The organism is Hahella chejuensis KCTC 2396 (genome assembly GCF_000012985.1).
Taxonomy (GTDB): Bacteria; Pseudomonadota; Gammaproteobacteria; order Pseudomonadales; family Oleiphilaceae; genus Hahella; species Hahella chejuensis.
Genome location: NC_007645.1, coordinates 4,121,415 through 4,143,270 on the forward strand (window position 1 = coordinate 4,121,415; position 21,856 = coordinate 4,143,270).

20 protein-coding genes are annotated in these 21,856 nt (G+C 52.7%); 9 read left to right on the forward strand and 11 right to left on the reverse strand.

All coding sequences use genetic code 11. The features are described from left to right. Positions 1-9: 9 nt before the first annotated feature. The gene (locus HCH_RS17780; protein WP_148212608.1) at positions 10-957 is read right to left on the reverse strand and encodes an AraC family transcriptional regulator; all 948 of its coding nucleotides are present in this window, start codon (positions 955-957) and stop codon (positions 10-12) included. Positions 958-1,203: 246 nt separating this feature from the next. On the opposite strand from HCH_RS17780, the gene HCH_RS17785 reads away from it, so the two are divergent. The 5 genes from HCH_RS17785 to HCH_RS17805 all read left to right on the forward strand — a co-directional run bounded on the left by HCH_RS17785 (position 1,204) and on the right by HCH_RS17805 (position 5,461). Then, the gene (locus tag HCH_RS17785; RefSeq protein WP_011397769.1) at positions 1,204-2,196 is read left to right on the forward strand and encodes an aldo/keto reductase; all 993 of its coding nucleotides are present in this window, start codon (positions 1,204-1,206) and stop codon (positions 2,194-2,196) included. Positions 2,197-2,416: 220 nt separating this feature from the next. Continuing rightward, positions 2,417-2,845 carry a GNAT family N-acetyltransferase gene (locus HCH_RS17790; protein WP_011397770.1) on the forward strand — a complete coding sequence of 143 codons (429 nt, stop codon included), beginning with the start codon at positions 2,417-2,419 and terminating at the stop codon, positions 2,843-2,845. Between the two features lie 80 nt (positions 2,846-2,925). Next, positions 2,926-3,690, forward strand: a complete 765-nt coding sequence (locus HCH_RS17795) for a hypothetical protein (protein ID WP_011397771.1) — start codon at positions 2,926-2,928, stop codon at positions 3,688-3,690. A 528-nt stretch (positions 3,691-4,218) separates the two neighbouring features. Beyond that, positions 4,219-5,058 carry a hypothetical protein gene (locus HCH_RS17800; RefSeq protein ID WP_011397772.1) on the forward strand — a complete coding sequence of 280 codons (840 nt, stop codon included), beginning with the start codon at positions 4,219-4,221 and terminating at the stop codon, positions 5,056-5,058. 52 nt (positions 5,059-5,110) lie between these two features. Further along, on the forward strand, positions 5,111-5,461 hold the full coding sequence (locus HCH_RS17805; RefSeq protein WP_148212610.1) for a hypothetical protein: 351 nt from the start codon (positions 5,111-5,113) through the stop codon (positions 5,459-5,461). 106 nt (positions 5,462-5,567) lie between these two features. Here the strand turns inward: HCH_RS17805 and moaA are convergent, their stop codons facing one another. From moaA to HCH_RS17850, 9 genes are all read right to left on the reverse strand, one after another. Next, on the reverse strand, positions 5,568-6,566 hold the full coding sequence (moaA, locus tag HCH_RS17810) for a GTP 3',8-cyclase MoaA (RefSeq protein ID WP_041599693.1): 999 nt from the start codon (positions 6,564-6,566) through the stop codon (positions 5,568-5,570). 53 nt (positions 6,567-6,619) lie between these two features. After that, positions 6,620-7,000 (reverse strand): putative zinc-binding protein, encoded by a 381-nt coding sequence (locus HCH_RS17815; protein WP_011397774.1) that lies wholly within the window; start codon positions 6,998-7,000, stop codon positions 6,620-6,622. 172 nt (positions 7,001-7,172) lie between these two features. After that, the gene (locus tag HCH_RS17820) at positions 7,173-7,991 is read right to left on the reverse strand and encodes a helix-turn-helix domain-containing protein (protein WP_011397775.1); all 819 of its coding nucleotides are present in this window, start codon (positions 7,989-7,991) and stop codon (positions 7,173-7,175) included. Positions 7,992-8,099: 108 nt separating this feature from the next. Continuing rightward, complete coding sequence (locus HCH_RS17825) at positions 8,100-9,566, reverse strand: alanine/glycine:cation symporter family protein (RefSeq protein WP_011397776.1); 1,467 nt, start codon at positions 9,564-9,566, stop codon at positions 8,100-8,102. Positions 9,567-10,238: 672 nt separating this feature from the next. Further along, positions 10,239-10,520 (reverse strand): DUF7660 family protein, encoded by a 282-nt coding sequence (locus HCH_RS17830; RefSeq protein ID WP_011397777.1) that lies wholly within the window; start codon positions 10,518-10,520, stop codon positions 10,239-10,241. Positions 10,521-10,613: 93 nt separating this feature from the next. After that, positions 10,614-10,952 (reverse strand): hypothetical protein, encoded by a 339-nt coding sequence (locus HCH_RS17835; RefSeq protein WP_011397778.1) that lies wholly within the window; start codon positions 10,950-10,952, stop codon positions 10,614-10,616. 63 nt (positions 10,953-11,015) lie between these two features. Continuing rightward, complete coding sequence (locus HCH_RS17840) at positions 11,016-11,396, reverse strand: DUF4288 domain-containing protein (protein ID WP_041598768.1); 381 nt, start codon at positions 11,394-11,396, stop codon at positions 11,016-11,018. 527 nt (positions 11,397-11,923) lie between these two features. Next, positions 11,924-12,328 (reverse strand): hypothetical protein, encoded by a 405-nt coding sequence (locus tag HCH_RS17845; RefSeq protein ID WP_011397781.1) that lies wholly within the window; start codon positions 12,326-12,328, stop codon positions 11,924-11,926. A 356-nt stretch (positions 12,329-12,684) separates the two neighbouring features. Beyond that, positions 12,685-13,956, reverse strand: a complete 1,272-nt coding sequence (locus tag HCH_RS17850) for an MFS transporter (RefSeq protein WP_011397783.1) — start codon at positions 13,954-13,956, stop codon at positions 12,685-12,687. A 368-nt stretch (positions 13,957-14,324) separates the two neighbouring features. Between HCH_RS17850 and HCH_RS17855 the strand changes: the two genes are divergently transcribed. Both HCH_RS17855 and HCH_RS17860 read left to right on the forward strand, forming a co-directional pair. After that, positions 14,325-15,800 carry a NarK family nitrate/nitrite MFS transporter gene (locus HCH_RS17855; RefSeq protein WP_011397784.1) on the forward strand — a complete coding sequence of 492 codons (1,476 nt, stop codon included), beginning with the start codon at positions 14,325-14,327 and terminating at the stop codon, positions 15,798-15,800. 17 nt (positions 15,801-15,817) lie between these two features. Further along, on the forward strand, positions 15,818-17,545 hold the full coding sequence (locus tag HCH_RS17860; RefSeq protein WP_011397785.1) for a bifunctional protein-serine/threonine kinase/phosphatase: 1,728 nt from the start codon (positions 15,818-15,820) through the stop codon (positions 17,543-17,545). Here the strand turns inward: HCH_RS17860 and HCH_RS17865 are convergent. Then, positions 17,530-18,306 carry a substrate-binding periplasmic protein gene (locus HCH_RS17865; RefSeq protein WP_011397786.1) on the reverse strand — a complete coding sequence of 259 codons (777 nt, stop codon included), beginning with the start codon at positions 18,304-18,306 and terminating at the stop codon, positions 17,530-17,532. The genes HCH_RS17860 and HCH_RS17865 overlap by 16 nt on opposite strands. 236 nt (positions 18,307-18,542) lie before the next feature. On the opposite strand from HCH_RS17865, the gene HCH_RS17870 reads away from it, so the two are divergent. After that, on the forward strand, positions 18,543-19,880 hold the full coding sequence (locus HCH_RS17870; protein ID WP_011397787.1) for a CSLREA domain-containing protein: 1,338 nt from the start codon (positions 18,543-18,545) through the stop codon (positions 19,878-19,880). Between the two features lie 299 nt (positions 19,881-20,179). Further along, on the forward strand, positions 20,180-21,802 hold the full coding sequence (locus HCH_RS17875) for an ankyrin repeat domain-containing protein (protein WP_011397789.1): 1,623 nt from the start codon (positions 20,180-20,182) through the stop codon (positions 21,800-21,802). Positions 21,803-21,856: the final 54 nt, after the last annotated feature.

Here is a 21,856-nt window from a genome sequence, read left to right on the forward strand (position 1 = left end):
GGCCTCTTTCTAGACCTCCAAAGCCGCTCCCAGACTTCTGTCTCGGGGCGGCGCGCCGAATAAACGCTTAAACTCTCTGCTAAACTGCGACGGGCTCACATAGCCCACCTTCATCGCCGCCGTACTGGCGTTGATGCCGCCCCGCGCCAACAGATTACGGGCCTGGTGCAGTCGAATGCTTTTCAGATACTGCAATGGCGAACAGTCCGTCACCGCCTTGAAATTGTGATGCAGCGTAGAGTGACTCATATTAGCCGCCCGCGCCATGGTATCGATATCCAACGGCTGATCATATTGCTGATGGATCATTTTCAGCACTTTGGCGATTTGCGCCACGCGGCTGTTGTGATTAGCAGCCGCGCGCAACGTTTCGCCGCGATCGCCGCATAACACCCGGTAGTAGATCTCACGCAGAATCTGCGGCCCCAGAATCTTGGCTTCCGCCGGGTCGGACAAGACCTTCACCAGGCGGATGCAGGCCTCGATCAGCGTATCGTTGAGAGGCGTGGAATAAATGCTTTTGGGAATATCTCCGGAGGTTCTGGAAGGCGGGTCGCCCATGTCGATCAACAGATCATTCAAGGCAAGGGTATCCACCAGTATGCGCAAACCGAGCAAAGGCGATTCCGGGGACGCTTCGTAGATTTCGCACTCAAAAGGCAACGGCACGGACAACACCAGATAGTTGTAGGCGTCATAAGTATAGGTCTGCTCCCCCACGTATCCGCGCTTACCGCCCTGCCCCACAATGACAATCGCCGGCTCGTACACCACCGGCTGCCGCGGCGAAGGTTTGACGACTCTGAATGTCGTGACTTCCGGCAGCGGCGTATGATTCACGCCGACCTGCTTCGCATGCTGATTCAGAAGATCGACGAACAGGCCTTTGTTATGGGCGTCCAGACACGCTTCGATGCTGGGTTTCGATTCACGGTTGTAAATGATCTTATCGCTCATCGCCATCTCTCCCATGTCATCCTCCGGGATGCGCCATCATTGAATTCAGAATGAAAATACTATCAGGCCCGAAGGGCCTGCGCTTCTGTTAATCACAGCATACGATAGAATCAGGCAAGGACGCCGTAGAATCGTGCATTCAGTTTGCCTCTCCCATCTCCTAGCATGAATATACGCCGTCCTCTAAACGGGCCCTTTAGCGACGACGCCCCACTCATAAGTGAAATACCGCACAGGGAGACAGATATGAACGATTCATCACGATTAGGCAAGGTCCAGTTAGGCTCCAGTAACTTGTTTGTTTCCCGTCTGGGATTGGGATGTATGGGACTGAACGCCTTCTACCGCCCGTTTGACGGCACTGGCGCGCATGACGAAAAGGAGTCCGAAAGCTTTCTACGCCAGGCGCTGGAAATGGGCATGAACTTCTTCGACACCTCGGACTTCTACGCCGCAGGTCGCAATGAACTGCTTGTAGGTCGGGCGCTGAAGCCGGTGCGTGAACAGGCCGTTATCGCCACCAAGTTCGGCATCACTTGGGATGAAGCCACTCAGACTCGTGGGATCAACGGGCGTCCGGAATATGTACGCCAATGCTGTGAAGACAGCCTGCGCAGATTGGGAGTAGATGTCATCGACCTTTACTACTACCACCGCATCGACCCGGAAACGCCGCTGGAAGACACCCTTGGCGCCATGGCGGAACTCGTCAAAGAAGGCAAAGTGCGTCATCTGGGCGTCAGTGAGGCGACCGGAGAGCAAATCCGCCGCGCTCACGCCGTGCACCCGATCGCCGCCGTACAAAACGAGTATTCGTTATGGAGCCGCGAACCGGAAACAGACGCTCTGCCCGCCTGCCGGGAATTAGGCGTGGCGCTCGTGCCTTACAGCCCTCTCGGACGCGGCTTCCTGACCGGAAAAATCGCGACAGGCAACGCGCTCAGCGAAGAAGACTGGCGCCGCAACAATCCCCGTTTCAGCGAAGAAGCCATTGAGGCCAACAAGAAGTTTGTGGATGTATTGGCCGCCATCGCCCAGCGCCATAACGCCACCGCCGCACAAATCGCACTGGCCTGGCTGCTGCGCCAGGGCGAAGACATCATTCCCATCCCCGGCAGCAGCCGCCTGAGCCGCTTACAGGAAAATCTCGCCGCCGCATCCCTGCAACTGGATGCGGAAGACGTGGATCTGATTAACGCCAAACTGCCAATGGGCTCGACTGCGGGCTCAAGGTACTAGCCGTTCTCACGCCCCGCCCGCTTCCGTTCAAGAAACTGGCGGGGCGTTCTCTTCTTTCCTAACGCCTTTATTACAGACTGTCAGTCGAAACCTAAAATCCCATCCAGCCGAATCTCACCGCACACAACAGCCTTCTTCCGAAAAGACGTTTCTACTGATACATTTCAGTAGCCCATTTTTAACGAACAACGTCAGTCGATAAATCGCTCAAGGAGCGCACATGCAGGGCTACAGAATCAGTACGAACTTGGATGAGATGGATTTGGACGTCATCCACGGCTTTATCTCCACCAGTTATTGGGCCAGCGGCATTCCCAAAGAGCTTATGGGCAAAGCCATCGCCAATTCTCTCTGCTTCGGCGTTTTTGATCCGGAAGACAAACAGGTTGGCTTCGCCCGTCTGATCACTGACAAAGCCACTTTTGCTTATCTGGCGGACGTTTTTATTCTCGATGCCCACCGCGGCAAAGGCTTGAGCAAACTCCTGATGACCCAGATCATGGACCACCCCGACCTGCAGGGGTTGAGACGTATGATGCTGGCGACGCGAGACGCCCACGACCTCTACTCCCAGTTTGGTTTCACCCAAGTGGAGAATCCAGACATCCTGATGCAGGTTTGGAAGCCAGAGATTTATCAGGGGTTTTAGAGCTGATAACTTACCCCTCATTTGTGACTTTAGCGCTTACAAGATCTGTGTAGGCGCCCAGCATATAGAAGGTGAAAAACATGAACTTGGAATACATCGACACCCCTAGCGAAGACTTCCTTTGCGACCGCTACCACATCACCGAAATCAACAGCTTCGAAGAATTGCTCGTTGCTTACCGCGAGTTGGCGGCCAGCCATCCCGATTGCCGCTTTCTGCTGACGTTGGATGACCTCGGACAAGCCTGCTACACCGCCATGCACTCGACACAGTCTCATGACCTGGACAATACGGATGACTTTGATTTATCAAAACTACCGCCGGAATGCTTCGAAGACGGCGAGCACAAAGGCTACCTGAGCCACAAAGACGAGTTTCCGATTCGCCGACGCAACATGGAAGCCAAACTCAAAGAGCACACCCTCGCCGACGTCATCGCCAGAGGCGTCAGCCTGAATGAAGACGCCCCCGAAGACATCGAAGACGTCAATGCAGACCCGTTATCCATCCTCGACGCAGAAACCTACTTGCTAAAAGTCCCAGTCACCGCCAGCCACGAAACGATCTTCGCCTTTCCCAACGGCTACTTCACCTGCGACCTGAATCCATTTGAAAACGTAGTGCTCGCCAAACACCTGGACGACCATTTCGGATACCAACTGATGGGACTCGGCGCCTCCTACCTCGCATTCCTGAAAACCAAACCGCTCGACCACAACGCCATACAACAACTGATCGATACACTGGATCAAATCTATCGCGATGAGTTTGATGACGAAATGAAGGAAATGCTTCGTGGGATTATCTCCAACAGTTCAGTTTTGGTTTTGAAATATACGGAGTAGTTGTTTCTTTACGGAACCTCTGAAAAACGTTGGGGACGCCGCAATGGCGCCGCCTATGTTCCCCATGAATAAAGGCGGCCTGAATTCAGTCATGCGCAAACATTAGGAAATTAAGAAGCCCCCATCTATGCATTCGCACAGCGAGGTTACTTACCCTTGACCCCGCCCACGAACGTGCCGGATAAGCCTGTTTGTTGGCATGACGTTATCGAGCACCGTTCATAGATGAAATGCCGCTAGAAGTTAGTCTCGGAGCTCCGAACACAACATCAGGCCTCTTGGCCATGGGACGGATGACCAACCAACCCTATAGGATTCGATACCCTATAAGGATTATCAAAGAAAGACGATATCATTTCTTTTTACAATCTGTTTCTCTAGAAGCTTATTAGCTGTCAAATAAGTCAACCGAGAATAGCCAATATTCTCGTCACTATGCTCTTTCAGATAAGTAATGGCAGCTTTCGCATATACCTTCAGTAGTTATCCATAATTTGTCACAATGCAGCATAATGGAATATCAAATAAATGAAAAAAACGATCAAAAAATCCTCATGGGATGCTGTAATAGATACAGGCGTCTGTGACGCTTACAACAATGCAGATCTCACAATTCAACTTCGTTTAGGCTTCAAACAAATCAACCCGTCCGGCGGCGCAGCAACAGGAACATACAATGACTACGGCGACAAAAGCGCCACCGCTCGAAAAATTGTGAAATGGTCAAACTCAGAGTGGCTCTCGTGGAAAACCAACTTTGTAAACTCAGCTAAAAATTTTTGGCATGGTAAGTTTTGGCTAGTTAATAATTTTTCTGAGTTTGAGTACGTGGACGCAGGAACAAAATATATACCTAACATTTGGTGTCGCTTTGAACTATATGGTGAAGACTACTCTCCCGCAAAAAAATTTCACCATGTAATTGAAGTTGTTAGACTGGATAAATCTGAAACGTGGTTCGGATCTCACTCCAAACTGTATGATAGCCTCGACACAAACTCTGTTCAAAAAGGCACTGACAGCAAAGGCAATCCTATTATGCAACGAGCTCACGTCCATGAAATTGGCCACCTACTTGGCTTAGGACATGTCGACATAGGGAAAAAGCACTGCCCTCCTTCAGGTAATACAAACCTCGGGCCTTGTTACGGTGTTGCTGACAAGGATAAGTACTCCGTCATGGGCCAAGGTATGGAACTTCGAGATCGACATGCTAACCCATGGAGGCGGGCAATGATTGATTTTACCAAAAAGGGTAGTATGACGAACGCGACTGATTGGGCTCCGAAAAGAAAAAGACACTACCCAAGAACGCTTCCAGAAGCTGCCTCAAACGTCCATATCACTGTAAAGCCAAAGCGCAAGTAACCTCACAACACTAAAAAGTAATCCAATGAAACTAACATTCCAAAGGAAGTCGATGAAGACTGCATACCTAATGCTATCATTATCAACATTATTTGGCTGCGCACATGCAGTCGCTGGAGGACAGAATACAATGGAAAATACAAAGCTTTGTGCTAATACACCCACTAAAAAGTCACAAGAAGTTTTGCAAGTGATACTAAAAGACATCGGTGAGAACTACCCTCATGCGGGAGGCGGAGGCATAACCGAAATAAAGCTAACCACATCAAGCACTTACACAGTATCAATTGCTCAGGAAGAGCGAATTGATAAAATAAGTTATGAATTTAGCGTCAACGACAAGTGTGATGTAAAAATACTAAAACGAGAGCTATCTGCTGAAAGCCCCTGGGAAGAGAAGTAGATTTGCACATGCCACGACTGACCGCCAGCGAGAAAAACTGGCGGTATATTGTTACACATTCATCCTGAATGATAAGTTGCTTTCATGCACAAATCTATCTCCGCCCTCACCCACCCAACATCGCCAGATGAGACATCGCGCCGGTAAACCCCTCATGCAGGGAGTGCCCTGGCAGTTTGCCTTCCACCGCGCGGCGGATGGCGGCGACGGTTCCTACTACGTCGCCGTTGCGGAGGTGGTCGCGGAGATTGACGCCGGCTTCCGCGAACAAGCAGAGGTGGAGTTTGCCTTGTGAGGAGACGCGCAGCCGATTGCAGGTGGCGCAGAAATCTTTGCTGTAGGGCATGATCAGACCAATGCGCCCACGATAATCCGGGTGTTGGTATTCCTGCGCGGGACCGGCGTCAATGTCTTTGGGAACCAGCGTCCAGCCTTGCTGTTCCAGTCGCTCTGCGATTTCCGCACCTGATATGTGATTGGCGCGAAAAAATACGGCGTTGTCGCCGGTTTGCATTAACTCAATGAAGCGCACCGCCACCGGTTTGTCCTTCACCCATTCCAGAAACGGCGTCAGTTGATCGCCATTGTAATCACGCAGCAACACGGAATTGAGTTTGACCTGCAGCCCCCCTAGTTCCAACGCGCGATCCACGCCGCCAAGCACCGCATGCAAGCGGTCATGCCCGGTGATGGCGTGAAACCGTTGCGGATCAAGGCTGTCCACGCTCACATTCAATGCGCTTAACCCGGCTTGCGCCCATGCGTCGATATGTTTGCGCAGGTTATAACCGTTGGTGGTCAGAGCGGCCTTGCGTATGCCCTCAGTTTGCGCGCAGGCGCTGATGATTTGCGGTAAGTCGCGACGAATGGCCGGCTCGCCGCCCGTGATGCGCACCTTGCGGGTTCCCAAAGCGGCGAAGGCGGTAGTGAGAGTCTGAATTTCGCTCACCGTTAAGGGCAGCGCCTCCGTCTTACATTGATAGCCGTCCGGCAAACAGTAATTGCAGCGGAAGTTGCAGATGTCTGTGATAGATAGACGCAAATAGTGCAGCCGTCGGCCAAACTTGTCTTGCAATACAGGTGCGTTCAGCTCAGAAGCCTCCATATGATCCGTCACAGACGTGACGCGAAGGCGATTTTTGAAAGAAGCGGAGGCGTTCATTGCGAGTCCAGCCCGGCTTGCGCCATGGCGGTCTGAATCTGTTCGACGACCGTCTCCAGATCGCCTTCGGGGCAGTCCTCGCCGTAGCGTTTTCGGTAGCCCTGCTCATCCAGGCGTACATAGACCTTTGGCGTCACATTCAGGTTATTCAAACACTGCTTGACGCAACCAAGCAGGCAGCCGTCTACGGCGACGATAGGACGGCCGCTGCAGGCGACTTTGACCAGAGGTTTCACACCACCGCCAACGCCGGAAATACAGGACATCTCCGCCAGCCCGCGACGGTCCATCGCCACAGCGGCATTGTTGGCCAACTGCGCAACGTTAGAGCAGCCCGAGCAGGAATAAATCAGGGGAAGATCGGTGCGGCGGTTCAAAACGGCTTACCTCGGTCAGTGATCAGACAGCCTCATTGTAGAGGGCTCACCGCTCGCGATCCCTTGACCCCCGTCAAATGCGTTCGCCCGCCGCCAGGGCATTGGTGGTACCTATTTATTAGTAGTCCTCTTGTTAGTAGTCCTCTCATAGCCCTTGCCGCGACAGCATCGATTAAAGTGGCGTCGCCAATAAACTGGCGCCGCGATACCCGGTGGCGTCGGAGATTTTCTCTTTGATATGCCGCGCTACAGCGTCCGTCGCTGGATTGAATAGACCGCATTTCTGTAACGCTTCTCGATTACGGATGGAGCGCCCCAGGTATTCCAGCACCACCTTCACGCACACGGGTTCACGCCGATCACTGGCGGAAACGCCTAGCTTGAGGCCAGACAGGTAACTCACCCGGCTCTTATAGGTTGGGTAAAGAATCGTCTGCGCAATCTCGTTGTGAGTCAGAGTTTCATATCCCACCAGAAAGATACGCTCGGAGAGAAACATGGCCGTTCCTTCATAGCGGGACTTGTATTTCTCTTCCTTGTTGGGCGGACGCATGCGCTCCAAGCGGCGGAAATAGTAGTCGTTTCCGCTCATGTCGATCTGTAACAGGCTACGAATAATCTGATCAGGAAAGGTCATGGAAAAGTGATATTCGTAGTAATAGCCCAGATACTTATCCAATCGCCCTTCCGATTGCTGCTGCAAACGCTCCAGTTTCTCTGCATAGGGCTTGTCTGGCGCACGCGCGTCTCTGTCGCTATTAGCCCGGGATTGAGCCACTTGCATAAAGCGGTCATGAGGAAGATCCAACTCGTGGGGCTCCACGCCAAAGAAATCGCAGATTTTGCGCAAAACGAAGCGCGAGGGCTGACTGGTTCCGTTCAGGTATTTGTTGAATTGGGCGCGGTGGATTTCCATGCGCCGACAGACTTCGGCGGTGGATTTATAGTGGCTGCACAGCAACTTCAGATTGCTGCAGAAGTCCTCGGTCATGTGATTCCTAGCGGTTTCCGTTCGCCGCTCACCAGCGCCATAATTCTACAGATGGCGCCGCCGATACGATCAAAAACGGTTCTTAATATATTGATATAACCGCTAATTTTAGCTGGGAATAACCGGAGCGCCTACTCTTGGCGACACAGAAAGCTCTTCATTCTGCTCTTCGCTCTCGTCTCGCGTGGAGCGCACCCAGGCGGAATGATCAATATCCAGGTCAGCGAACTTGTCTGGATCGAATACCGGACTCTTCACCCCGGATTGAATCTGCTCGTCGTAGTCACGCAGCAGGCGCAGCCCCACTTTCAGCAACATAAACAACGCCACCAGATTCACCAGCGCCAGCAGACCCATGGTAATGTCGGCGAACGCAAACACCGCAGCCAGGTTCTGCAACGCTCCCCACATCACCAGACCAAGCGTAAACATGCGGTATACGACGACGGCTTTCTCATTGGAGGAATTCAGATATCTGAGACTGTTTTCCCCCAGATAGTAGTTATAAATAATGGAGGTGAAGGCGAACAACATCAGCGCCAGACTGATTAGTCCACGGCCTAACTCTCCCATCTGCTTGGCCAGCGCCAATTGGGTCAACTCAACGCCGTTCAAAACGCCGCCCAGATCCAGAGAGTTAGACATCAGGATGATCATCGCGGTGCAGGTGCACAGCACCATGGTATCCATAAACACGCTGAACGCCTGCACGATACCTTGATCCGCCGGGTGCCCTACTTTGGCCGCGGCGGATACGTTAGGCGCGCTGCCCAGACCCGCCTCATTGGAGAACATACCCTGTTTCACGCCCATCATGATGGCGGTGCCGATCAATCCGGAAAATGCAGGCTCCAGCGCAAACGCGCTCTTGAAGATCAACAGGAAGGTCGCCGGCGCTGCATGATAATTCATGCCGATGACATAGAGTCCAATGCCAAAATACGCCAGCACCATAATAGGCACGATGACTTCCGCCACCTCGGCGATGCGACGCACGCCGCCAAAAATAATCAGTCCAATAAACACCACCAGAACAGAACCGGTAATCGGCGTGGCGATGCCAAAGGTATGTTTAAGCGTGGACGCGACGGTATGCGCCTGCAAAGCATTAAAGGCAAAGCCGAAAGTCACGAGCAGCAATACGGAAAACAGAACGGCGAGCCATTTGAGGCCCAGACCACGATGAATGTAATAGGCGGGACCGCCGCGGAAGCTGCCATCAGAATCTCTGCGCTTGAACAGCTGCGCCAGAGAGCATTCAAAAAAGCTCAGGCCCATGCCGATCAAACCAATCAGCCACATCCAGAACACGGCGCCCGGACCTCCCAAAGCGATAGCAATGGCGACGCCCGCAATATTGCCCGCCCCCACTCGACCGGCGAGTGTCAGGGATAACGCCTGAAATGAGTTGATCTGATCCTGAGATTCCTTCATCGAACGACGGACGAGACGAAACATCCGACCGAAATAGCGGAACTGTACGAAGCGCGAGGTGATGGTGAGCAACAACCCCAGCGCGATAAGGACGGCGACAAGCACCTTACCCCATATCAATTGAGTCAGGAAATCCAACATCTCAACCCTCTTTTATTTTTATATTGGAGTCTCGAAAGATTGAATGAATAGTCCAGTTAATCACCTGAGTTTTATGATTTCTGCATTAGATTTGTACACAGAGCCAACCTGCGCGCCGAGTCCGGGTTCCCCATGAAAATGACACCGAATTCAAGTCGCTGATCGAAGGACGAAAACAGGCTTTAGGCAGGTCGTGAATTTTGCTGTATATACGTGTTTATTGCAATTTCGCTGACAGACGCAAAATGGAGCTAGTTGATGCTATGCAGGCGTCAACCCGATAAAACTCTCCATTTTTTGGCGAAGAGTACGACTAATGTCGCCGGTTAAACGCTAAAAAACCTGGAAAACACCCTGTTTATCGGGCTTCGGAGGGCGGACATGAAGTGTGAAACTTTGAAAAATGTGCGTTTGTGAGTGGTTGTGGCGCGGAGTTTCGGGGTCTAAGTCTCTTATCAACCTAACAAGAGCATCAAGCTCGGTTTAGTTATAGATGGGCTTGAGACCTATTTTTTTCTCGAGGGGAAATCAGCTGGCGGAAATGCGGAGCGATTCCTGTCAAGCCTCTTGGCGAAGGCTGAAACGTTTAAATATCGCATAAGGTGGAAAACTTAATGGGGAACACTTACGAAGCGAAGCAGCAATTTATGAGCACCACTTGTTGATAACTGTTTACTCATAGACTTTCCCGCAGTACAGAAACACCGCGAATTGTTTCCATGAGTTCTCTTTCAGCTCTGGGTCCTGACAATTCCCAAAATCACTATCTTCAGCCCAAGCCACTGCTCCTTTCAAAAAGCCGCTGATGGAGTTACTTGCCCAACCGTCTGTGGAATCAGCCCCGTCGGCAACTTTTCCTTCGTGAGGTTCACGGTCAGCAATCAATGATTTCACAAAGAGAAGAAAACTCTCCTCGTCAGTCACTTCTTTCAGTAATTCATGAGGCTCTCTCATAATTATCCTTTGGCGTCTAACGCTCAGTTCACTGAGCGAATTTTAAACGACTATTTTTGCGAGATATTAAAAAGAACGCTTAAACTTGGCGCCTTAGCATTCAATTACCACGTCCCCTTCCCCAAGACGGACACAATTAAACTGCTTACCTTCAATAGTGACTTCTCGCCAATATTGGGGATCATCCGTTTCACCGTCTTCGATAACCCTATATTCACTACTTGGCGAATCACATCGTTTTCTGGGGAGCTTGGTAAAAATTGAGCCTGCGTAAACGCCGTGCTCATCACATTTTTTGAGGAGTTTAATTGCATGCTCTAGGAGACCTTTATTACCAGTAAGCTCAGATTTTCTCTCAACCGTATCGCACAACAATGTTTCTTCAATCAGAGCTGAAATCTCTTTTTCTAATGTTTTATATACGTATTCCATAATTCTCTCAAGGATAGAATGATCCTACCTACAAGGCCAAATGAAACAATCCGTGTTAAGCGCCTACTCTCTTAATGCACTAATATCTTTCACCATTGACTTAAGGTTTCTTAGCTTCTTTGGATGCTTTGGCGCCCACATGATTTCTGAACCATCTTCAAGCTCCTCATATATAGGCAAAAGGTCGATTATCCCAAGGTACTCCCACTGTACAGTAACGCCAGTTTCACCACCTTTATATGGTTCTGCGTGCTCGATACCAATTTTCTCTACTTTTTCGAAAGCTTCCTCTAATGTCGAAGCCTTGACTATCACTGTGTTTTCCCACGTTTCAAATTGTGCGTCCAGATCATTGTTACGCTCATCATCGACTTCGATAAACCGAGCCATATATGTTCCTATATACCAGCCAACGGGGGAGATATTTTTATCCCATGTCTGCATTCGCGCCACCAGTAGTTTTTGAAATTGGCAAGGGGCAGCACACAAATCGTGCAGTGCCACCTAAACTTGTTATACATAATCAAAATTAACAAATGCATATTGATCGAAATAAAACTTAATGAAACATACAATATACCACTATCATAATCCTTTTCCGCAGCTAATTTCATAACACCTAAAATCCATACAACCAACACTGAAACCAGGATGTACGCCTATAACGTAGCGCTATAAATCACTGCATACATTGCGCAATTTCGTACACGTGCTTATTAATAGATAGCGAAATACTTTGCAACATGCAGCCAACCAAACTCCCTCTTTTCATATACTCATTCATATTCGATACCAAAGGGCTTTTCGCCATCAGCCTAGGGAGCAGCTCTCCAAATTAAGCGAATTGCTCGCCTCATTCCGGTTTTCTCTATTAGCGCGAATAATACGATCCCTGAGATCAGTCACATCGTGCATATTATTGAGATATAATTCATATATTTTCATTTACAAAACTCTCATGCTCCGACTCATCAGGCACAAGCCATTTCGTACTCACTTTCAGCTAGCTCTACGAGCTTCCAGTCAAATTTTGTCGTAATCAGTGTGAGCGACATACCGCCATACAGATGCACTTCCCATACAGGGTCTTCATCTTGTAGGTCATTCATTCTATGCTGAACTGAAGGCGTTACTTTACTTTTTGTTGTTTCTTTCACACGGGTTTCCAGGACTACAAATAAATCATTGCTCGATGAGTCATCGTCAAGCTCCGCCTCCATGTAAACGACCTGACCACATTCAAAAACAGCCTTCCAATACTTATCGTCCATGGTTCCATAAACCAGTATATCCAGGGTAACTTTTGGGAAGGCGCTCAAGTCAATACGCATATCAGCGTTGTCTAAAAGTGTTTCACATACTTGCTTTAGATTCATACACAGCGCGCCCAACGTCGAATTGCAGCGCAGTTTCTCCCTGTGGGCGCTTTGTTAAACCTTAAATTGCTGAATAATTGTGCGAATTTCATTAAATTTCGTGTCTTTCTTTGATTCAAGTAATTCAAGAAACTGTAGTACATCAAACCCATCGTAATCTCTTCCGGGGCGATCAATCTTCATCTCGACTGTCTACATAAGGCTATTCATACTCGCCTGGGTTTGGCGTCCCAAATTCTATTAAGCCCAGTTCGCCCCCCCCCCTGTAACCAGACATCCCGAGCAGGGCTAGCAATCCACGCGTTCACTCAACCCTCCAAGAATACCGCAAATTTGCAGTTCAATTCCCTCCGATCTCAATCATCCAACAAAAAGTTATGCTCCCTTGCCTCCCGCAACCGCCGCCGGCTGCGTTCATTGCGGATGGCGGCGTACATGGCCACCATGCAGGCGGCCAGTACGCCGTAGAGCACCATGAAGCTGGCGGAGTGGACCCCCAACGCTTCTACCGCCAGGGCGAAGGCGATAGGTAAGGTGAAGCCGCCGGCGGCGCCGAGTGTGGCGACGGTTCCGCCGACGCTGCCCATATGATCGGGGAAATAGTCATGGATGATTTTGTACACCGAGGCGCGCCCGAAGCCTTGCGCCACGCCAATAACCAGCATCAACAAGGTGAACACCCACACATTGACGCGGATTTCCAACTGCACATCCCAATCGACGCCGTGAATAGTCATGCTGGTCGGTGGATAACTCAAAAAGAACAGGCACACCAGGCAAATCCAGAATACGCTCCAGTTTACCGCCCTGCCTCCATACCGGTCCGCAAACCAGCCTCCTAACGCCCGCACCATACTGGATGTGGTGACAAACAGCAGCGTCAGCAGCATGGCGTTCTGTAATGACAGCCCATAGGCATTGACGTAGTAGTGCGGTAACCACATCAATAACGCCAGGAAACTGCCGAATACGAAGTAGTAATACAAGCTGAAGCGCCACACCTGGGGGTCTTTCAGTGGTTGTAGATGATACGCCAGATCCGCCCGCCGCCGGGCCTGCATGTAACGGGTGTCCTCCGGCGCCAGCGCCCAGAACAGCACCAGCGTGACCAGCATCCCCAGGCCATAGGCGGGTCCGATAAACTCAGCGCTCCATACCCGCTCGATAACCGGGGCCAGCGCCAGGGTCACCGCCGCGCCGGCGTTACCGGCGCCGAACACGCCCATGGCGAAGCCCTGGCTGCGGCTTTCAAACCAGGCGGTAACGTAGCGAATGCCAATCGTAAATGATACGCCGGAGACGCCCAGCCATAATCCCGCCAGCAGATATCCTCGATAGCTGCTGATCCACGGCAATATAAACAGCGCCGGGGGCAACAACGCCATCTGCCAGATAAACAACTTCCGACAAGACATCACTTCGCTCAGCATGCCGGCGGGAAAACGCAGCAGCGCGCCGCTGAACATCGGCGCCGCCAGCAACAGACCAAACTGGAGGATGCTGAGGTCAAGCTGCTCTTGAATGCGCAACCCCAGCACAGCATACAGCGTCCATACCGAAAAGTTGGCGGCGAACGCCACCGTCGCCGCGGCGAGCGCGCGTTGTCCCAGTTTTTCGGTATAGAGCATTGGCGATTTCCCCATGCAGCAGTTTGCGCCGACTCGTTATCGGCCTTTAGTTGCAAGAATACTGGGTAAACACGCCAAGAAGACCCTTCTTACCCAAATAAACCATGCCTCCCGGCACACTGGCGTTTAGCTACCTATTTGTAGGCAGTCCCTGCCTGCATCCCCCACAAACTCCATAATCAAAGGCCTCGCATTGGCTACCCCTTTCGAGGTATGGCCCTTTACCGCGACCGAACCAGCCGCTGAAGCAATTTGATACTGATCAATTCGATTAGACCGCACAGGTGAAATATTGCAGTCATCCATGGTCCCTAACGAAAGCCAATGCTTTCCCATGTCCTTTCCAACCCTATGTGAAGGGGAGATGTATGAGTACTGACAGCAAACTCAATTTATTCAACTTCAGCGACGGCAAGATAAAGACGCTCCACATCACGTGGTTTGCGTTCTTTTTAACCTTTGTAGTGTGGTTCAGCCATGCGCCTTTGATGGTGTTCATCAAGGAGGCGATGGATCTGAGCAGCCAGCAGATCAAAGCCCTGCTGATTCTCAACGTCGCGCTGACGATTCCGGCGCGGATACTGATCGGCATTCTGGTCGACAAATACGGTCCACGTTTAGTGTATAGCGGCTTGCTGATCTCCTCTTCTTTTGTCTGCGCCGGCTTCGCCATGGCCGACACTTATGAGTCTCTGGCCTTGTTCCGTTTCCTGCTCGGCTTCGTCGGCGCAGGCTTCGTCATAGGCATCCGCATGGTGGGTGAATGGTTTCCGGCCAAGCAAGTCGGCATCGCCGAAGGCATTTACGGCGGCTGGGGCAACTTCGGTTCCGCCGCCGGCGCCATGACACTGCCCACCCTCGCCCTGCTGTTCGGCGGCGATGACGGCTGGCGCTACGCCCTGGGCCTGACCGGCGTACTCACTTTTCTCTACGGCATCATTTACTACAAAGTGGCCCGCAACACACCCAAAGGCTCTACTTACTTCAAACCGAAAAAATCAGGCGGCCTGGAAGTCACCAGCAAAGGCGACTTTATCTTCTACCTGGTGATGAACGTGCCGATGTATCTGGCCCTGGCCGTGTTGGCCTGGAAGCTGTCTCCCGCTGGCGTCGCCCTGCTCACCGACAACACCATGTACATTCTGTGGATCGCCCTGGTGATACTGTTCCTGTTCCAGACCAGCCAGATCTGGAAGGTCAACAAAGAAAACCTGACTCACGGCGCGCCTGAGTATGAGCACTATAAGTTCAAACAAGTGGCTTTACTGGATCTGGCTTACTTCGTGACCTTCGGTTCAGAACTGGCGGTCGTGTCCATGTTGCCGCTGTTCTTCCTGGAAACCTTTGATGGCCTGGACCCAGTCAAAGCCGGCCTGCTCGCCTCCGGTTTCGCCTTCATGAACCTGGTGGCGCGTCCCACCGGGGGGCATTTCAGTGACAAGATCGGGCGTCGCAAAAGCATGATGTTGCTGATCGGCGGACTGGCCGGAGGCTACTTCGTGCTCAGCATGATTGACGGGGGCTGGTGGCTGCCTCTCGCCGTGGCCGCCACCATGTGCTGCTCTTTCTTCGTCCAAGCAGGCGAAGGCGCCGTGTTCGCCATCGTGCCTCTGGTCAAACGTCGCATGACCGGACAAATCGCAGGCATGGCCGGCGCATACGGCAACGTGGGCGGAGTGGCCTACCTGACTGTATTGTCATTCGTCGATTACAGCACCTTCTTCCAGGTGATCGCAGTCTCTGCGGCGGTGGTGTTCGTCGCCTGTTGGTTCCTGGATGAGCCCAGCGGCCAGATCGCGGAAGTCATGCCTGACGGCAGCGTGCATATGATCGATGTGAGCTGAGCCGTCAAGAGCCAATCATGCCTCTGATCGTCCACCACAGCTCTATCACCGCCGCCGGCGTCAAAGACCTCAATGAAGACGCGGTGGCGGTGTGCGCCCCATCACAGGAGCGACGCTTGCTCAATAAAGGCGTCGTCGCCGCGCTGGCGGACGGGGTCAGCTCCGCGGAAGCCGGCAAGGAAGCCAGCGCTACGGCGGTAGATCTGTTCATCGCCGACTATCTAAAGACGCCGGACACCTGGGCGGTGAGTCACGCGGGCCAGAAAATACTCTCCTCCCTCAATCTCAGGCTATATCGTAAAAGCCAGGAATTCGTACATGAGGCCAAGGGCTATCTCTGCACGTTTTCCGCATTGATTCTCAAATCCCGCACCGCGCATATTTTCCACGTCGGCGACAGCCGCATTTATCTGTTGCGTCATGGCGAACTGACCCGCCTGACCCGGGACCATATCGTCAGCTTGGGCGGCGGAAGAAAGATGCTCGCCCGAGCGGTGGGCATGGATAACAATCTGCCCATTGATTACAGCAAAACGCCGCTGGAAGTAGGCGACATCCTGATCCTCACTTCCGACGGCGTGCATGACTTTCTGGACGACGAAACGATCAAACACATCGTGGACCATGCGCCTACCGCGCAGGAAGCGGTGGATGAGCTGCTGCAACAGTCGCTACAAGCCGGGAGCAATGACAATCTCAGCGCTATTGTGCTGGCGGTGGATGATTTGCCTGAGACCACGCTGGAGGATTACAGCAACCAGCTGACCCGCCTGCCCTTCCCCCCGGAGCTGGAGCCTGGAATGGCGCTGGATGGACTTGTCGTCGAAGAAGAGATTTTCGCTTCCTCACGCAGTCAGCTCTACTTGGTGAGAGATCAGGACAGCGGCGAGCGCTGGGTGATGAAAACGCCGTCACGAAATTATCTGGGGGACGTCAGCTATATCGATCGCTTCATACAGGAGGAATGGATCGGCAAACGCATCGACAATCCGCATGTGGTGCGCATTATCGAGCAGCCGCAGGCGCGCACCTGCCTTTATTATTTGATGGAGCACGTGGAAGGCGTCACCCTCCAGCAGTGGATCAAAGACCACCCATTTCCCAAGCCCAAAACCGCCTTTGCACTGATCGCACAGGTCGCAGACGGATTGAGCGCACTGCATAGCCAGGACACTATTCATCAAGACTTAAAACCGGCCAATATCATCGTCAGCCCGGACAATCGGGCGACCATCATCGACTTCGGCTCCGTCTACGTTGCCGGCGTCGCCGAGGTCTTCCGCCCCCTGGAGCATATCGCCGCTCTGGGCACCGCCTCTTACTCCGATCCGCTGTATCTGCTGGGACAAAATACCGGCGCGCGCGGAGATCTGTATGCCCTGGCGACCATCGCCTACGAAATGTTCACAGGCGAACTGCCCTACGGCGACCAAATCAACGAATGCCGCTCCCGCTTTGATTATGACCGCCTGCGTTATCGCTCCGCCATGCAGTTCAACCCGGTGATTCCACTTTGGTTTGATCGGGCGCTGCAAAAAGGCGTGGCGTTCGATTTGGACCAGCGTTATCAGACCATGGACGCGTTGCTGCAAGATCTGCAAAACCCTAATCCGGCGTTCCTGCAAGACAATCCTCTGGAAATGGAAGACCGCAGCCCGGTGATGTTCTGGCAAATGCTGTCAGGATTCTGGGCGCTGATACTTATGCTGGTGCTGATTTTGTTTTCCTGTCAGGGACCTTCCTGAACGTGCTCGCCATCCACCAGACCATTCTCTTTCAGGATGCGGTCAAACTCACCGTTCTCCTTGATAATGGCCAAGCCTCGGTTGAAGGCGTCGATGTACTGCCGGTGACGGGGGTTCTTCATGCCGCTGATAACGTACAGCTTGTTCGCGCTCAGGGGCGGCTCCACGAACTCCAGCATCGGCAATAGCGCAGGCTCCTCCCGCTGGATGCGGTAGCGGGCCACCAGTTCATCTTCCAGGGTCAGGTTGATGCGCCGTTGCGACAGCATCAGAACGCTCTGCATAAACTGAGTGACTTCCAGACGGGTAAAATAATCGGCTTCCATAAAAGCGTCATTGTAGGCATACCCTCGCACCACGCCGATCACTCTGCCGCGCAGACTTTCAAGGCCCTTGAACTCGAACAGGTCGCCCTTCAGCTTGATGAACTTCACTTCATTGGTCAGGTAGGGGTTACTGTACGCGAACAAGTCGATGCGCTCCTGACTCCACCAGGCGTCCAGAATCAGATCGAAAGTTCCGCGCCGGGTCCCTTCCACCGCCCGCGCCCAGGGAACGATAAGCTGTTTTACCTTGTAGCCCTGGGTGGCGAAAGCGGCGTTGGCGATTTCAACGGAAACGCCGCCATGTGGATGTTCGGGGTCGATAAAAGGAGGCCAGGGATCAGCCGCGGCCTTTAGTTCAACAAGGTCCGCGGCGGCCGCCACTTTACCGCCCAATAGAGCGGCGAGAGCGATCAACAGCAGCAGCGCCTTCGCCATTTTCGTTTGCTCCGCCATTAAGAAAACATTGCAAGGGAATGAATTAAGTATGCATCAAAAACGAAAAAGCGCATTCAAATCAAGTTTCCGCTAAAAATCGCTAACTAGAGGATTTATATAGCGGTTTGTCCTAAGTCATTTTGCCTACTCTTTTGTTTTTTAAACCAGTATATTTACGCCCGCGTGGTTAAAGGGGTATCTAACCACGCCAACATCAAAACTAAGGAAGGAATGACATGAATAACAAATTAGCGAAAAGCTACTCCCGGCTAACCTCTTCACTCACCCTCGGCGCTCTCATCGTTGCTGCTCCAGCAGGCGCAACCAGCTTCCAAGTCACCAAATTCACCGACGGCTACGACGGCGTATGCGACAGCGATTGTTCTCTGCGCGAAGCCATCCAGCTGGCTAACGAAAATGCAGGTCCGGATAAAATTATCCTGGACGCCGGCGTCTACAAGTTATCCATCCCCGCTGACAATACGATGGATGAAGAAGACGAGAACCTGAACGGTGACCTGGACATTCTGGACGATCTGGTTATCGAAGGTCAGGGCATCGACATCAGCATCCTCGACGCAGACGGCTTGGATCGCGCGATCGAGGTGTTGAAAGAAGTGAAAGTGGAGCTGCGCGGCTTCACCATTCGCAACGGCAATGTGCGCGACTACGGCGGCGGCATCGAAAATTACGGCGAATTGATGCTGCGTCAAATGCGCATCACCGGCAACGTCACCAAAGGCGAGCTGAACCCCGGCAATGGCGGCGGCATCTCCAACGAAGGCATGCTCGATATCTATCAGTCCATCCTTGACGACAACCGCGCGCAAGGCGATGAGGCGCACGGCGGCGCTATCTACAACACCGGCTCACTGTTCGTGCGTGAGACCACTTTCGAAAATAACTCTTCCGAGAACGAAAGCCTGACTGGCGCTGGCGGCGCTGTCTATAACCGCGGCGTGGCGGATATTTCCCGCACCACTTTCGCCAATAACGTCGCTGATTCCACCGGCTCTGCGTTCCTGAACGATGACGCCGCCGACCTGTGGCTGAGCAACAGCACCCTGAGCGGCAACATTGCTCTGGGCGAAAACGGCGCAACCCTGGTGAACGGCGTCACCAATCCGACTCTGCAAGGCGTCGCGACCATGAAAGTCGTACACGTTACCCTGGCGGATAACACCGGTCACGGCTTCTATAACTACGGCGACGTCAATGTGCGCAACAGCCTGATGGTCGGCAACCGCCTGCTCGACAACAGCGGCTTCTCCGATTGTGCGGACTATGGCGTCTCCTATCGCAACAAAGGTCTGATGACCGGCGCGGGCGCGGGCAACTGTAAGGCGGACATGGAAGTGGCCAGCGAAGACGTGTTCACCGAAGTGCTCTATCCATTGATGGATAACACCGGCCTGACCAAAACCCACCGTCTGCGTGAAACCAGCCCGGCGATCGATGCAGGCATGGGTCTCTGCGCCAGAACTGACCAGCGCCGTGTAGTGCGTCCTAAAGACGGCAATGGCGACGGCGTTGAGAACTGCGATTTGGGCTCTTTCGAATTCGTCATGCCCTAATACGCATCGGTTGAAATGAACAGCCAACGGGGGAGCGCTTCATGCCGCTCCCTTTTTTATTCAGCCCGCCTCTCTCCCCTCATCCGCAATCTTTCCCCTTGACGCCGTCAGCAATAAAAAAATACGCTGCCAGAATGCCGTAAATAACCACTAACTTAATGAAATTACGAAAATTTACTGCATAAAAGCCCATTTAGGGTTTATGATCCGGGTCCCACATTTTTATTTATTGCGGAAAAACTGGAGCGCCGTGTGAAGCGGCGAAATCCGCAGTCGGTTACAACACCAGGACAGTAGTTGTGAACAAAACATCCCCAAATCACCCCTTACGCGCGCGACTCCGTCGCAAGCCGAACTCCCTGACGCGGTTCGCCCGTCTTACGCCGTCCGCCTTGCTTATCGCAGGCGCAGCGTCTTCGGCGTTGGCGGCCGAGAGCAAATATTACGGCCTCATCGATCAATACCCGATCACCATGACGCTGTCGATTGAAGAAAACGGTTCCATAAAAGGCGACTACTTTTATGACCGCTACCAAACCGCCATCGAACTGCATGGGGGCATTCAGGGCTCGAACATTCATCTCGAAACCAGCGCGCCAAAAGACAAAGACGAAGAGAACTTTGACGGCAGCTTTTCCACCACCGTCGTTGCTGACCACAGCGACAACGCAGGCGCCGTCATTCCCAATGATATCAAGGGATATTGGACCCACTCGGGCAAAAAACTGCCTTTTACTCTTACCCTGGGACCTTACGAAGATGGCAAGCTGACCTGCGAGGAAATGAGCATGCAGCCAGCGCGCGTATTTTCAGAAGCCCCGGATCTTGGCTCAGGTAGAAGCAGTCCGCTGGAAGTGGACTATCAGTGTCCGCAGAGTTTGGCTGAACTACCGTTCCTGCAGAACTTGAAGGCATTGAGCGATACATTCCGCAGCGAACAAGGCTCATACGCATGCACGGGTACGATTGTTTACGTCCAATGGCGTTATTACCACTTTCAACTGCTTGAGGCAGGCTTCGCGCCGGAACTGAACCTGGCCCGCATTGATGCAAAAAACAGAGCGCGCTATCGCGCAGCGACGCTGGACTATCTCCGCTACTGGTCCCTGGAAAGCATCTACAACCTGCCCTATTACCACGAATACCTGCAAGTCATGCAGCAGGCGGAGACCGACCTGGCCGCTCACTACGCCAGCCGCTTCGGTATGGACGACGCCAAAGCGCACGCCGCCGCACAAGCGGGTGTGGACTTGTTCCTGCAACGAGCGGCGGGGGCGTATCCCAGCCACCAGGATCACACCGTCGCGCCGCTGGCGACGTTGATGTTCAACGACGAACCGCCAACGTTGGACACAGTTCGAAAGCTTATCACCGACGCCGACCAAAGCGCCCGTCTGCAAGCACTGAACGCCGCCTTGGGACTGGGGCTATCGACGGACGTCGTCGAAGCCCTGCTGGAGTCGGTTAAAGACGTCAATCAGGGCGATGAGCCCCCCCTGTTCTTCGCAGTGCGCAACCCGGACTATATCCGTCTGCTGCTTAACAAAGGGGCGGATGTGAACTATCAGAATGGTTTTGGTAAGACTGCCTTGTACTACGCGATTCAGTTCAATCTGCCGAAGTCAGCACAGAGCTTGCTCGACGCAGGCGCAGAGGTTAATCATCGCTACAAGTCCGGGCCGGAAATACAATATGACTGCCGCTACAACATCGCCCGCACGCTGCGCAGCCCATTAATGCACGCTGCTCAACACGCGGATACGGCTATGCTAGAGCTGCTAGTTAAAGCAGGCGCCGATCCTGCGCTGGCGGACGGCCTCGGCGACACCGCGTTGACCTATGCAGAGGAAAACGACAAGCTGGAGAATGCGGCCTATCTGAAAAGTCTCGCCGCGCAATCCCAGGCAAGCGTGAATCAATAACGTCTCTTTATACGACTACTTAAGCCGCCCGTTCTCCCTCCTGGGCGGCTTTTT

Bases quoted from the DNA above. Each gene is read 5' to 3' on its own strand.
- HCH_RS17795 (WP_011397771.1), top strand. From the start codon at position 2,926: ATGAACTTGGAATACATCGACACCCCTAGCGAAGACTTCCTTTGCGAC.
- HCH_RS17870 (WP_011397787.1), top strand. From the start codon at position 18,543: ATGAATAACAAATTAGCGAAAAGCTACTCCCGGCTAACCTCTTCACTC.
- HCH_RS17780 (WP_148212608.1), bottom strand. From the start codon at position 957: ATGAGCGATAAGATCATTTACAACCGTGAATCGAAACCCAGCATCGAA.
- HCH_RS17785 (WP_011397769.1), top strand. From the start codon at position 1,204: ATGAACGATTCATCACGATTAGGCAAGGTCCAGTTAGGCTCCAGTAAC.
- HCH_RS17860 (WP_011397785.1), top strand. From the start codon at position 15,818: ATGCCTCTGATCGTCCACCACAGCTCTATCACCGCCGCCGGCGTCAAA.
- HCH_RS17820 (WP_011397775.1), bottom strand. From the start codon at position 7,991: ATGACCGAGGACTTCTGCAGCAATCTGAAGTTGCTGTGCAGCCACTAT.
- HCH_RS17840 (WP_041598768.1), bottom strand. From the start codon at position 11,396: ATGCAGACATGGGATAAAAATATCTCCCCCGTTGGCTGGTATATAGGA.
- HCH_RS17830 (WP_011397777.1), bottom strand. From the start codon at position 10,520: ATGAGAGAGCCTCATGAATTACTGAAAGAAGTGACTGACGAGGAGAGT.
- HCH_RS17865 (WP_011397786.1), bottom strand. From the start codon at position 18,306: ATGGCGAAGGCGCTGCTGCTGTTGATCGCTCTCGCCGCTCTATTGGGC.
- HCH_RS17800 (WP_011397772.1), top strand. From the start codon at position 4,219: ATGAAAAAAACGATCAAAAAATCCTCATGGGATGCTGTAATAGATACA.
- HCH_RS17850 (WP_011397783.1), bottom strand. From the start codon at position 13,956: ATGCTCTATACCGAAAAACTGGGACAACGCGCGCTCGCCGCGGCGACG.
- HCH_RS17825 (WP_011397776.1), bottom strand. From the start codon at position 9,566: ATGTTGGATTTCCTGACTCAATTGATATGGGGTAAGGTGCTTGTCGCC.
- HCH_RS17845 (WP_011397781.1), bottom strand. From the start codon at position 12,328: ATGAATCTAAAGCAAGTATGTGAAACACTTTTAGACAACGCTGATATG.
- HCH_RS17790 (WP_011397770.1), top strand. From the start codon at position 2,417: ATGCAGGGCTACAGAATCAGTACGAACTTGGATGAGATGGATTTGGAC.
- HCH_RS17855 (WP_011397784.1), top strand. From the start codon at position 14,325: ATGAGTACTGACAGCAAACTCAATTTATTCAACTTCAGCGACGGCAAG.
- HCH_RS17805 (WP_148212610.1), top strand. From the start codon at position 5,111: ATGAAGACTGCATACCTAATGCTATCATTATCAACATTATTTGGCTGC.
- moaA (WP_041599693.1), bottom strand. From the start codon at position 6,566: ATGGAGGCTTCTGAGCTGAACGCACCTGTATTGCAAGACAAGTTTGGC.
- HCH_RS17835 (WP_011397778.1), bottom strand. From the start codon at position 10,952: ATGGAATACGTATATAAAACATTAGAAAAAGAGATTTCAGCTCTGATT.